The 13,082-nt window shown below is 38.6% G+C and carries 13 protein-coding genes; 11 read left to right on the top strand and 2 right to left on the bottom strand.

Going from position 1 to position 13,082, the window contains the following annotated elements; all coding sequences use genetic code 11:
• Positions 1-162: 162 nt before the first annotated feature.
• A complete protein-coding gene (locus H4J57_RS15980; protein WP_182243587.1) occupies positions 163-690 on the top strand; it encodes a leucine-rich repeat domain-containing protein in 528 nt (175 codons plus the stop codon).
• Positions 691-1,236: 546 nt separating this feature from the next.
• On the opposite strand, the gene H4J57_RS15975 is transcribed toward H4J57_RS15980, so the two are convergent.
• Both H4J57_RS15975 and H4J57_RS15970 read right to left on the bottom strand, forming a co-directional pair.
• Positions 1,237-2,262: an SEL1-like repeat protein gene (locus H4J57_RS15975; RefSeq protein ID WP_182243586.1), complete on the bottom strand. Its 1,026-nt coding sequence runs from the start codon at positions 2,260-2,262 to the stop codon at positions 1,237-1,239.
• 1,848 nt (positions 2,263-4,110) lie between these two features.
• Complete coding sequence (locus H4J57_RS15970; RefSeq protein ID WP_182243585.1) at positions 4,111-4,569, bottom strand: SUF system Fe-S cluster assembly regulator; 459 nt, start codon at positions 4,567-4,569, stop codon at positions 4,111-4,113.
• Positions 4,570-5,037: 468 nt separating this feature from the next.
• On the opposite strand from H4J57_RS15970, the gene sufB reads away from it, so the two are divergent.
• The 10 genes from sufB (at position 5,038) to lipA (ending at position 13,063) form a co-directional block, all read left to right on the top strand.
• Complete coding sequence (gene sufB, locus H4J57_RS15965; protein ID WP_182243584.1) at positions 5,038-6,480, top strand: Fe-S cluster assembly protein SufB; 1,443 nt, start codon at positions 5,038-5,040, stop codon at positions 6,478-6,480.
• A gap of 94 nt (positions 6,481-6,574) precedes the next feature.
• Positions 6,575-7,348 (top strand): Fe-S cluster assembly ATPase SufC, encoded by a 774-nt coding sequence (gene sufC, locus H4J57_RS15960; RefSeq protein WP_182243583.1) that lies wholly within the window; start codon positions 6,575-6,577, stop codon positions 7,346-7,348.
• 2 nt (positions 7,349-7,350) lie between these two features.
• Positions 7,351-8,673, top strand: coding sequence for a Fe-S cluster assembly protein SufD (sufD, locus tag H4J57_RS15955; protein WP_182243582.1), 1,323 nt, complete (start codon positions 7,351-7,353; stop codon positions 8,671-8,673).
• A gap of 2 nt (positions 8,674-8,675) precedes the next feature.
• Positions 8,676-9,923: an aminotransferase class V-fold PLP-dependent enzyme gene (locus H4J57_RS15950; protein ID WP_182243581.1), complete on the top strand. Its 1,248-nt coding sequence runs from the start codon at positions 8,676-8,678 to the stop codon at positions 9,921-9,923.
• 30 nt (positions 9,924-9,953) lie between these two features.
• Positions 9,954-10,310 carry an iron-sulfur cluster assembly accessory protein gene (locus H4J57_RS15945; protein WP_182243580.1) on the top strand — a complete coding sequence of 119 codons (357 nt, stop codon included), beginning with the start codon at positions 9,954-9,956 and terminating at the stop codon, positions 10,308-10,310.
• 70 nt (positions 10,311-10,380) lie between these two features.
• Positions 10,381-10,953: a putative Fe-S cluster assembly protein SufT gene (gene sufT / locus H4J57_RS15940; RefSeq protein ID WP_182243579.1), complete on the top strand. Its 573-nt coding sequence runs from the start codon at positions 10,381-10,383 to the stop codon at positions 10,951-10,953.
• Complete coding sequence (locus H4J57_RS15935) at positions 10,953-11,411, top strand: SufE family protein (RefSeq protein ID WP_182243578.1); 459 nt, start codon at positions 10,953-10,955, stop codon at positions 11,409-11,411. Before sufT ends, H4J57_RS15935 begins: the two co-directional genes overlap by 1 nt.
• Positions 11,412-11,516: 105 nt before the next feature.
• Positions 11,517-11,927 carry a glutaredoxin domain-containing protein gene (locus H4J57_RS15930; RefSeq protein WP_182243577.1) on the top strand — a complete coding sequence of 137 codons (411 nt, stop codon included), beginning with the start codon at positions 11,517-11,519 and terminating at the stop codon, positions 11,925-11,927.
• Positions 11,921-12,031 carry a hypothetical protein gene (locus tag H4J57_RS15925; RefSeq protein WP_182243576.1) on the top strand — a complete coding sequence of 37 codons (111 nt, stop codon included), beginning with the start codon at positions 11,921-11,923 and terminating at the stop codon, positions 12,029-12,031. The genes H4J57_RS15930 and H4J57_RS15925 overlap by 7 nt, the downstream gene beginning before the upstream one ends.
• 60 nt (positions 12,032-12,091) lie before the next feature.
• On the top strand, positions 12,092-13,063 hold the full coding sequence (gene lipA, locus H4J57_RS15920; protein WP_182243575.1) for a lipoyl synthase: 972 nt from the start codon (positions 12,092-12,094) through the stop codon (positions 13,061-13,063).
• Positions 13,064-13,082: the final 19 nt, after the last annotated feature.

Below are 13,082 nucleotides of genomic sequence, written 5' to 3'. Positions count from 1 at the left end.
TGTTACTTTTATACTGATTGATGATGAAAAAGAAAGTTAAACTTTTTATACAAACAATCGTTCAACTTACATATGCACTAACACCGAACAGTTGTATTCGGTTTTAGTTTGACTAAAATGAGTGCGACGGATTCACAGAGTTATAAAAATTAAGGAGTTATTATGGGGTGGGCAGATGATATGTACGATGCAGGCTACACGTCTATGCATGGTGGGTTAATGAACGACCATGAAGACTATTATAGTGATGGAAATTTGCGGCCACCTGAACGAAAAACAGAACTAGTTGCACAAAAAGCGTTTTGTGAAAACCCCAAAACATCAGAAGCTGAAGATGAACCTTGGATGGGAAGGCTTTGGCAATGGGCTGAATTGAACGGTATTGGTGCTCATATTATACCGAGGTCCGCTATTGAACTAACCCAGCTTCGTTATTTGTCTATAGGGGAGCTGAATCTACACGAATTACCAAAAGAAATAGGACTGCTAACCCAGGTTCGCTTTTTGTACCTACGCGGAAGCTATCTAAACGAGTTACCAAAAGTAATAGAACAATTTACCGAACTTGAAACATTGACTTTAGACAAAAATACTCTCCGTGGACTTTCAAAAAAACAAGAGAGATGGCTAAGTAGACTTAAGAGGAATGGTTGTAGGCTTTGGACTAATAATAACCAACGAGTATTTTAGGTTTGTAGACTAACAGAGATATAAATAATACGAAATAGCCGTCTCTTTATTACAGCTTGAAAGTGTAGTGGTTAAACAAAACTGGCCAACGATATATCCGTTTAAAACAGATATTGAAACGTCCGGTTTCGTATCATTGTTAACCTTGGCTATTGAGAATTAGATACTTCTCTAGCTACCAAGTATCGGGCATAGTGACAACATAAAAAACAATGAATTAGAGTGTAACGTGAACGTCTGGAAAAAATCAAAAGGGAATATAATTGTATAGCGAGACTAAAGTTCGGCCATGAATTTTACTTGGACGTACTGACTTTGGGGGGGATGAATGCAATGAATTTAATCATCGAAACAGTAACGGAAATCACAGCTTAATAAATTTCAAAAACCATTAAGAGAAAACTTTTCATAAGATGCCTCGTAACAAGGCACCTGTATAAAATCTACCATTTAAATGAACGTGGTAATAAATGTAGTTATCACTTTATATAGCGCGTTGCACATCTATGTAAAGTGATGAACAATTAATTCAAGCTGGAGATAAGGTTATCCATCCTTGTTGATTTTATTGTAGAGATCTCGTGAAAGGTTCTGGGCTTCATTTAACTCTGTTCGCGTTAGTCGCTTGGCTATCGTATCTCTATTTGCTGTATTATTTTGGTTTCCATCCATTGCAGATATTGCCAGCCAAGCATAAGCCATTTTGTTATCAGCTTTAACACCTTCACCGTTTACATACATCACTCCAAGGTTACCTTGCGCACCTGAGTTGCCTTGCTCTGATGCTAAGGTGTACCACTTAAATGCTTTTTTATAGTTTTGAGGCGTACCTTTCCCATCGGCATACAGAATCCCAAGGTTAAATTGAGCAGGTGAATGCCCTTGTTTTGCAGACAAGGTGTACCACTTAAATGATTTTTTATAGTTTTGAGGCGTACCATATCCGTTTTCATGTAAAACACCAAGGTTATACTTGGCCTTTGGTTCATTCTGATCTGCTGATAAGGTATACCACTTCATGGCTTGTTTGTAATCTTTCGGGACACCTTCTCCACGAAAATACATACCTCCAAGGTTATATTGAGCAGATGAATCCCCTTGTTTTGCAGCTAAGGTGTACCACTTGACCGCTTGCTTGGAATTTTGCAGGACACCTCTTCCATTACTGTACATACTCCCAAGGTTAATCTGCGCTGATGAGTAGCCTTGCTCTGCAGCCAAGGTGTACCAATTGACCGCTTGCTTGAAATTTTGCGGGACACCATTTCCATCTGCATACAGTCCCCCTAGATTGTATTGGGCTGTTGAGTATCCTTGTTCTGCGGCCAAGGTGTACCACTTGACTGCTTGCTTGTAATTTTGCGGGACACCCAAACCTTTTTCATGCAGAACCCCTAGGCTAAATTGCCCTTGTGAGCTCCCCTGCTCTGCAGCCATGGTGTACCACTTAACAGATTGTTTGTTATTGTTATTTTGAGCTGAGGAATATCCTTTATCTAACCACTTGACAACATCATTTGCATAGGCGCTAAAGGTAAAAATAAGGTAGAAAAATAGTATTATTCCTTTCAAGATAAGATCCTTTGGTTTCGCAGTTTGTATATTCATATTTTTACGTAGTTATTATTCATAAAGCACTCAATATAAAATATTCAATGTTTTATGAGTGTAGATAAGGAACAAAACTGCTTTTCATTAGTGTAAAGCTATTATATGTATCCCCTAGCATGTGGACTACCGACAATAGCAGGGGTAACACCATGTATTTTAATACGATAGTTGTTTTTCTTACTAAACGATCTTACAAGTACCTATTGAAATTTTCATAACATAACTTCTTAAGCTATTACTACTATCAGTACGCCAACTCGTGTATAGGTTAAAAGTAAGTCCCGCAGATGTTTTTTCTAAACTGAAATTATTATCTAGATCACCTGCGAAGATAGAGTATTTATGGAGATTCGTATTAGTTTTTAACCACGTAGTTTTGTCATTGTTAGAGTAAGTTGTGACAATAGTCTGGTCATGAACTTTCAGGGTTAGACTATCGGGCCTCAACCTCTGACTGTCATTCTTGTTTATTTGAGATTTTGCTGTGACTTTGCAGTAATATACTGCATCTTTTCTTAAATCTATTTGTTCAGCTGCAATTAGATTAAATGAAAGTATCATCATTATCGTTGCTATTATTTTAGTAATCATTCAATTATTTCCATTTGATTAAAATAAGCTAATGAAATAATTTAGGCTTATTAGTCGTTTACGGCGAACTATACATATAATTTAAATTATAAACAATATCCAATTGAATAACTCTATTTAAAAGTGTGACAGAGCCATGTTTGATTGGTTAGCTTGGTGACGCTCTTCTTTAAGTGATAAATTTTGCTGTTTTAGAGTATTTATTTCTATTTCTAATTTTTCTATCTCATTTTTATTCTTAAAATTAAATATCATATTATTACTCTGATTAAATTCACTTACGCATAGTAAGAAATGATAATACCTGTATAGGAGAATTTTAATCAATTAAATGTACCAGTAAACATGTGATGCATTAAAAAAGAAGGTATTGGCACTTTGATTCATGCCAATACAAATACGTGGGCATCCGCAATGGTGACTTTGTTGACCAATCAAGGTAAAGATAGCTCAACATCTCCTGAATACTAAAAATAGCTCGAAAATCCATTGATGCTAACGTCCGGTTTCGTATCAGAGAAGACCTTTTTGGTGCTGATTTAGGGTGTTAGGAAAGGTCTCTTTTGTGGCAGCTACTGACCTTAGAGTAGTCCGTTGTATAAATTTTTATTTTTGCTTTAAAAAATTGCTATTTCAAAAGATATCCTAACGACAAGTAAGTGCGCTTTGCTGACGTTAGCTAGTGGTTGTTCTTTAGGTCGATAATTAGCCAATAGCCGACATTATCTTTTGATTTAAAAACGGTAGTTCATAGATCCTAAAGCTTCCTTTTTCACTTAAATTCACATCCATTCACAACTAAAATTATGACTAAAACTTTTGCATGGCGTTAGTTCTCAAATCCCCAGAGCGGACATTGAATCATGTAAGCTTTAAATAAATTTAGAATATTAACTCTAGCTCACTTTCGGCCCCAAAGTGAGCTAAAGACTATAAAGTGATGGGTAATATTACTAACCACAACAACTGTAATGGTTTAATGAAACTGGAAGGATTTATAGCTTAAAGTAAGTAAAATCTTAAAGGTATTCAAATGACCAGAAAAAAAAAATTAGTTACAGTCCTAATCAAAAGCTAGAATATGCCAAATTAATGGTAGAAGAAATATTCTTTTAACCTTAAAACAGCTGAATTAAAGTCATTATCTAAAGAGCAGACGAAACAGCTAAAAAACACTTATCAACTTGGCGAGCTGGTTTGAAAAATATTATTGAGCTCTTATTCGTTTTGGTCACAGACCTCTATGAATGTTGACTTCAGGCGTTTAACATCCATCGGCTCTTGCCCCATTGCATCCAGTGTTACGTTGTGCAGCGCATTGGAAATCAAACGATTAACGATATTCCAATTTCCTTGTAATCCACACGTATCTGCCAATTCACAATCACCGCCATCCGACTTAACACACTCTGTTAATGCAATAGGCCCATCGATGGCTTCAATCACTTCTGCAATCGATATTTGATCAGATTGACTACTGAGTTTATAACCCCCATGAGATCCCCTAACTGATTCCACTAAATTGTTATGGATGAGTGACCGCATCAATTTACGCACGGTAGGTAGAGATAATGTCGTTAACTGACACAATCTTTCTAGCGTAATTAGCTCATCGCGACCACACATTTTTAATACCACCAACAGCGCATAATCGGCCATGCGGCTAATTCTTATCATAAGTATTCTCTCGAAAATTTACTCACCTCATCTGGTCAGTAATTATATTTTATAGTATACCCCAATAGTATTCCTTTTTATTCCTTATACCACTCAGTAAATTGAATAAACGCTAAGATACTTCTGAAATAAAAACTAAAAACTAAAAACTAAAAAATGAAAATTGCAACATTTTCCATAATATATAAAACAACGGTTAAGGGTTATCTCATCAAGTAAACATTCCACTCTCCCAAACAACAACAAATACTAATTTAGTATTGTATTAAATTTGCGTGTAATATAAACTTAATACATTACTAAATCAGTATTCTTTATGGTGTTAGCGTTTCACAAAATACAATCGAGATCATCTACGCGTCTAAATAACCGTTAAAGATAGATCCATGCCAAATTAATGTTTTTAGGATTTGGTCTGTGACACCGTACTTTGTACTTTGCAAACCTATAGAAAGAGAGTTAATCATTATGAGCGAAAGCAATGTTATTGATGAGCGTATTAATTCCAGCTATGACGCGGGTTTTATCACAGATGTTGAAATGCAAACATTTGATCCTGGGTTAAATGAAAATGTCATACGAAAAATATCAGCCAAAAAAAATGAACCAGAATATATGTTGGAATGGCGTTTAAAGGCCTACCAACAGTGGCTAGAGATGGAACGTCCAGAATGGGCGCAAGTCAATTACCCTGAAATTGACTTTGAAGCTATTGCCTACTATTCAAGTCCCAAAAGTCAGGACGATGCACCTAAAAGTTTGGCAGAAGTTGACCCTGAACTGCTTCGTACCTACGAAAAATTAGGCATTCCATTGCATGAACAAGAAATGCTGGCTGGTGTCGCCGTTGATATAGTATTTGATAGTGTTTCTATTATTACCACCTTTAAAGAAAAGCTTGCCGAGTCTGGCGTGATTTTCTGTTCACTGTCAGAAGCAATCATCGAACATCCTGAATTAATTAAAAAATACCTGGGCTCTGTGGTGCCCGTTAAAGATAATTATTATGCCGCTTTAAACTGTTCGGTATTTAGTGACGGTTCGTTTGTTTATATACCTAAAGGGGTTAGGTGTCCGATGGAGTTGTCGACCTACTTCCGGATCAATGAGATGAACACGGGTCAGTTTGAACGCACCTTGATTATTGCTGATGAAGGTAGCTATGTGAGCTATCTTGAGGGCTGTACCGCACCATCGCGAGACGAAAATCAGCTGCATGGAGCAGTGGTTGAGTTAGTCGCACTAAAAGGCGCGCAAATTAAATATTCCACCGTTCAAAATTGGTATCCCGGGGATGAAAACGGTAAAGGAGGTATCTATAATTTCGTCACCAAACGCGGTATCTGCCATACCGACGCAAAAATATCATGGACTCAAGTTGAAACAGGCTCCGCCATCACATGGAAGTACCCAAGCGTAATATTACTTGGCGATAACAGTGTTGGTGAGTTTTATTCAGTGGCCTTAACCCGAAACGCACAACAAGCGGATACTGGGACCAAGATGATCCATCTAGGTCGTAATACTCGCAGTACTATTATTTCAAAAGGCATTTCAGCTGGCAAAGGATCTAATACCTATCGAGGATTAGTCAATATATCACCAAAAGCAGAAGGTGCACGTAATTTCACCCAATGTGATTCACTCTTAATTGGTGATAAATGTGCTGCACATACCTTCCCATATATTGTTAGCAAAAATCCAAGTGCGATTGTCGAACATGAAGCGACAACATCAAAAGTCAGTGAAGATCAGTTATTCCTATGCCAACAACGCGGTATCGATCCTGAAAAAGCGGTATCCATGATTGTTAATGGCTTTTGTAAATCTGTTTTCAAAGAGTTGCCAATGGAGTTTGCTGTTGAAGCCGGAAAACTATTAGAGATCAGCTTAGAGGGGGCGGTTGGATAACGCGCTGCGAAGGGATCAAAAAAATTTCATGAAACAGACATCAGTCGTATTACCGCACTGATAAAACTTGATTAAAAGATAATAAGGTCAATAGATGCTAAACGTTACAAATTTAAAAGCCAAGATTGATGGAAAAGAGATCCTCAAAGGATTAAATATTGAGGTTAAACCTGGTGAAGTCCACGCCATTATGGGACCGAATGGGAGCGGAAAAAGCACGCTATCCAATGTACTAGCAGGTCGTGATAACTATGATGCGACCGATGGAACCGTCATGTTTGAAGGCAAAGACTTATTAACACTTGCGCCTGAACATCGTGCACGAGAAGGCATTTTTCTTGCCTTTCAGTACCCGGTTGAAATCCCGGGAGTCAGTAACCTTGAGTTTTTAAAAACATCCCTTGAGTGTCTCCATACATATCAAAACAAGCCTCTTTTGAGTGCGGTAGAGTTTATGAAGCTGGCGCGTGAGAAGTGTCGACTGGTTGATTTAGATACTGGCTTTTTAAAGCGTGGTGTGAATGAAGGTTTTTCAGGTGGTGAGAAAAAACGCAATGAAATTATGCAGATGCTGATGTTAGAGCCAAAGTTATGCCTACTTGATGAAACCGATTCAGGTTTAGATATCGATGCACTTAAAGTAGTGGCTGATGGGATCAATCAGTTACGCAGTCCCGATCGTTCCTTTATCTTGATCACTCATTACCAACGATTATTGGATTACGTGCAACCTGATTTTGTACATGTATTAGCCGATGGGAAAATCATTAAATCTGGTGGAAGTGAGCTGGCGTTAGAGTTAGAAGAAAAAGGCTACGGTTGGTTAGAAAGTGGAACTGAGCAATCAGCAAATCCACTTAAGGTTTAACCATGAATAATCTACAGCAAATAACGACTGACTTTAGCAACGAGCATACCTCTCAAAAAAATCTGTGGTTACAAGGTATTCGTGATGCGGCAAGTGAACGCTTAAAAGCGCTGCAATTACCAACCCAAAAAACCGAAGATTGGAAATATCTTAAACTTGAAGAATTGTTAGCTGATGATCAACTCGACGCACAAAGCATGCGAGTACTCGATTCAAAAAGTGACGACGACATTGATGAATTACTTGCGCAGTCTATAATCAAGGACCTTAATGCGTATCGTTTAGTTTTTGTCAACGGTGTGTTTACGAATGGATTATCACACCTTGATAGTAACCCTTACAGCACTTTATTCTCTGAGGCTAACACAGCTCAGCAGCAACTCATTGTTGATCATTTAGATACCAGTCATAACTACTACCACGACTATTTTTCTAGCCTTAACAGTGCGCAACTTGAAGATGGTTTACTTATCCATATCCCAGAGCATTGTGAGGTCGACAAGCCCTTTTACATCGTAAATCTGACACAAGGTGATCAGCCAAAAACAAACATGATGCGATTATTAATTATTGCTGAAACCGGCAGTAAAGCGACAATAATCGAGCATGAAGACGCACCACTCAAACACACGTCAATGGTTAATACTGTGATTGAATGTTTTGTAAATGACAAGGCGCATATCACCCATAGCCGACTGCAACTTGATGAGAATATCACGAGCATATGCAATCATCGTGTAAAACAAGGGCATCATAGCACTTATCAACAACATCAAATTAGCCTTGCTTCTAAATTGAAACGTAATGATCTTACGGTGTCTTTGCAGGGTGAGTATGCAAGTAATGATATTCGAGGCAGTTTTTACGGTCGCCATCAACAAACAATTGATAACCATATTTGTATGCAACATATCGCGCCAAATTGTAGCAGCAATGAAGTATTTCGAGGTTTAGTGGATGACCAAGCTAATGCTGTCTTCAATGGCCGCATTCATATTCATCCAAACGCTCAAAAAACATTGGCCGAGCTCAGTAACAAAAACTTATTACTTTCAAGCACTGCCACCATCAATACTAAACCTGAACTAGAGATTTATGCTGATGATGTGAGATGTTCACACGGTGCCACAGTGGGTCAAATCAATAGTGAAGCATTATTTTATTTACAATCTAGGGGTATTCCGAGGGTCGAAGCTAAACGTCTATTGAGCCTGGCTTTTATTGCCGAAATAGTTGAACAACTACCACACAATAGTGTGCGAGAGTTTGTTACACAGCGTTCATCTAGCTTACTTTCCTCATTACACCACGAAGGAGAAAGATAACGATGTCTTCTATAGATGCAGTTGAGCAAGACAACACGTTTAATATTGCAAAAATTCGGCAAGATTTCCCCATATTAGATCAAAAGGTTAAAGGTAAACCTTTAATCTATTTGGATAACGCGGCAACCACTCAAAAACCACAGATTGTCATCGATGCTATCAGCCAATTTTATAGTATGAATAACGCTAATGTGCATAGAGGTGCTCACACGCTGAGTGATAATGCTACTGAGCTGTTTGAAAATGCACGTAGTAAAGTGCAAGATTTTATTCATGCAAAACATGCTCATGAAATAGTGTGGACAAGAGGCACAACAGAAGCGATCAATACAATTGCCAGTGGATTAGCGCAAAGCTTTTTAAAACCAGGTGATGAAATTATTATTTCAGCAATGGAGCACCATGCCAACATTGTGCCTTGGCAAGTGGCAGCAAAGCGAAGCGGTGCCAAACTTGTGGTAGTGCCGATAAATGAAAAAGGAGAGCTGAATTTTTCAATTTATAAGACGTTACTCAATAAAAATACCGCGGTTGTTGCTATGACACATGTCTCCAACACGCTTGGTACGATAAATCAGGTTAAAGAAATCGTGCAATCTGCACAGCAAGTTAATGCTATAACGGTGATAGATGGCGCACAAGCCATTGGACATGGTTTTGTTGATGTCCAAGACCTGAATTGTGATTTTTACGTCTTCTCAGGGCATAAGTTATTTGGCCCTACGGGGATCGGTGTGTTGTATGGCAAAGAAGCTCATTTAGAGCAATTACCCCCGTTTCAAACCGGCGGAGAGATGATAAAAACGGTCACATTTCAACAGGCAACTTGGAATGAATTACCCTATAAATTTGAAGCTGGCACACCGAATATTGCGGGTGCAATAGGACTCGCAGCAGCCATCGATTATGTAAACAGCATTGACCGAGTTGGCGCTATAGCACACGAACAGCGATTAACTAATTATTGCTCAGAGTTAGCCAATAGTATGGATGATATTCGTATTTACGGCACGGCAGAAAATAAGACGGCTATTTTTTCTTTTCTCATGGGTGATGCGCATCCAAGTGATGTAGGTACTTTGCTCAATCAACAAGGTATTGCTGTTCGAACGGGTCATCATTGTACTATGCCGTTAATGAATGAACTGGGCATTTCGGGCACAGTACGCGCATCATTTTCTATGTATAACACCGAAGAAGAAGTGGCAAAGTTATTTGCAGCATTGACTAAAGTGAGAACATTCCTTTAACGAAAAATTGACATTAACAAGGGTAATATTATGACTGTAATGACGTTTGAACCAAATAAGCCACGTGTGTCTTTAAGTGATAGTGCTCGTATTTTTTTGTCTCAAAAAATAAAAAACAAGCAGGCAGTTGGATTGTGTTTTTCAGTAACGAAAAGTGGCTGCAATGGTTTTAAATATGTGTTGGATTTTATTGACAAACCCAGCACGGAAGAACATTTAGTCACCATTAATGACGATGAATTAAAACTCTACATCACTCAAGAAGCCTTACCCTTTGTTAATGGTACTGAAATTGATTGTGTCACTGAGGGATTGAACAAAGTGATTAAGTTTATTAATCCGAATAGCTCAGCAGAATGTGGTTGTGGTGAAAGCTTTTCAGTCTAATTATGCACTCAAAAAAATTAAAGAATACTGATGAGTCGTTAATAAATACTTAAGCATACAGAAGCATATTATGGAAAGAAAAATAATTTTAGTGAACAGAGAATGTCCCGCACGATTAGTGCCCGACGGAACTCCTATCACCATTAAAAAAGATACCTTCGTCACTCTAACCCAATCATTAGGCGGAGCATATACCGTACTGATTAACGGTAATATGGCACGCGTTGACGGTACTGATGGTGATGCGCTCGGCTTTGAACCTATTGTCTTGGTCTTTGAGTTGTCAGAAGAGAAATCAGGCGATGACTCGGATGATCAGTCAGGGACTAAGTCTGGTAATAAAACCGTGCTGGAAAGTAATGTCTGGAAGGCGATATCTGCTGTTTACGATCCAGAAATGCCGGTCAACATTGTTGATTTAGGTTTGATCTATGGCTGTAAAATAGCCGGTCATACCGTCGTCATTACTATGACATTAACCGCGCCAGCTTGTGGTATGGGACCCGTATTGGTCGAGGATGTAAAATATAAAGTTGGGCTAGTGCCTAATGTCGATACGGTAAACGTGATTTTAGTACTTGACCCGCCATGGAGTCGTGAAATGATGACGGAAGAGGCACAATTAGAGCTGGGATTATTCTGATGACTAAATTATCTATTGTCAGCTTATCAGAAAGTCCTTTTGGTAGTGAAATCAAGTCGGGAGACATCAAAGACACACTAATTTTCTTTGATGATTGGGAGGATCGTTACCGTTATATCATCGACCTTGGCAAAGAGCTTCCTACCGTACCCGTATCCTATCGAATAGACGAAAATCTTATCGTTGGCTGTCAAAGTCAGGTATGGCTAGCATGCGAATATGATGAAATAAATAATATGTTGTTGATGGCTGTCGATAGCGAAGCTCAAATTGTTAAAGGATTAGCGGCAATTGTCCTCAGTGCCTTTAATAAAAGAACCCCTCAAGCAGTAACCGATTTTAATATCGACGCCTTCTTTACTGACATTGATTTATTCAGTCATTTAAGTTCGATGCGTGGTAATGGTTTACGTGCCATGGTTAAAAAAATATTACACATCGCCAAGCAATATAGTTGAAACACATTTCAATTAAAACTAAATTAACCAATATATCAATAAGTTAATAAGTTAATAAGTTAATAAGTTAATAATAAAGGTTACGAGGAGTGATACATCGATATCATGAAAGAAATTGAAGAACACATCAATAATAATGCCGTTGTCATTTTTATGAAGGGTACGTCAGATCGACCTCTGTGCGGGTTTTCTGCTATCGCCGTAAAAGCCTTAATTGCTTGCAGTGAAAATTTTGTTTCTGTGGATATATTAGCTAATCCAGAAATTCGAGCAGCATTACCCGTCTACGGAGATTGGCCAATTTTCCCTCAAGTTTGGGCTAATGGTCAGTTGATTGGCGACGGCGATATTATCAGCGAACTCAATCAAAATGGCGAGTTAAAAGTCATTATTTCAGCAGCCGTGAAAAGTGCTGCTACAAAGCAGACTAAAGCGAGCACTAGACCCGTTCCACTTGAAGATGCAGTTTCAGCCTTTGTGTCGTCACAGCAAAATTTGAGGGCAAAAGCATGTTAGCTAAACATAAGTTGGTACTCTCAGCCATTGCGCCTTTAATGTCTGAAAATAATGCGCCTGTCCACGCAATTGATAACCTAGAAACACAGCTGCCAACAGCGTAATCAATACCGTATCTTATAAACGTAGGAGGTCACTTTTTGGCCTCAAGGTCAATTACTATCATGAGTAACATTAAACAATCACTATTGGTCGCTGGCGAAAAACTTCGTGATGCGGATAAGTTGGCTTTTATTCCAGTAAAAATTATTGCGAGTGAAAAAGCAACCACCTTAAAAAAACCTAGTTGGTTAAAAATAAAGATACCGAGTAACACCGCAAAGGTAACAGAAATTAAACAAGCGATGCGTAAGCATAATCTGAACTCAGTGTGTGAAGAAGCGTCATGTCCTAATTTACACGAATGTTTTAACCACGGCACAGCAACGTTTATGATCTTGGGTGCTATTTGTACTCGCCGCTGTCCATTTTGTGATGTCGCGCATGGTAGACCTTTACCAGTGAGTGCAGAAGAGCCAGAAAAGTTAGCCGCAACAATACGTGACATGAAATTAAAGTATGTGGTGATCACTTCGGTCGACAGGGATGATCTTCGCGATGGCGGTGCTCAGCATTTTGTCGACTGTATTAAAGCCATACGTAAAGAAGTACCTCATATAAAAATTGAAATTCTGGTGCCTGACTTTAAAGGTCGAGTAGACCGAGCACTCGATATTTTAAGTGAGGCACCGCCCGATGTGTTTAATCATAACCTAGAGACTGCACCACATATGTATCGTGAAGTTCGTCCAGGGGCAAGTTATAAAAATTCATTGGAGTTGTTAAGTCGTTTTAAAGCCATGCACCCACAGGTCGCAACAAAATCAGGATTAATGATGGGGCTTGGCGAGACGAATGATGAAATTGCCGCCGTTTTAAACGACTTGCGTGAACATAGTGTAGAGATGCTAACGTTAGGGCAATACATGCAACCGAGTAAGCATCATCTTGCGGTTAAACGCTATGTACCTCCAGAAGAGTTTGATGAGCTGGGTATTATCGCTAAAAGGCTTGGTTTTACTCATGCTGCCTGTGGCCCTTTGGTACGTTCAAGTTACCATGCAGATCTTCAAGCCTCGGGTAAAGAAATAAAATAATAAAACTGTATAGGATAAA

Origin of the sequence: Colwellia sp. BRX8-7, from assembly GCF_014077275.1 — a bacterium.
Classification (GTDB): Bacteria; Pseudomonadota; Gammaproteobacteria; order Enterobacterales; family Alteromonadaceae; genus Colwellia_A.
The sequence above is the reverse complement of the archived record's forward strand: the minus strand, read 5'-3'. Positions and strand labels throughout refer to the sequence as shown.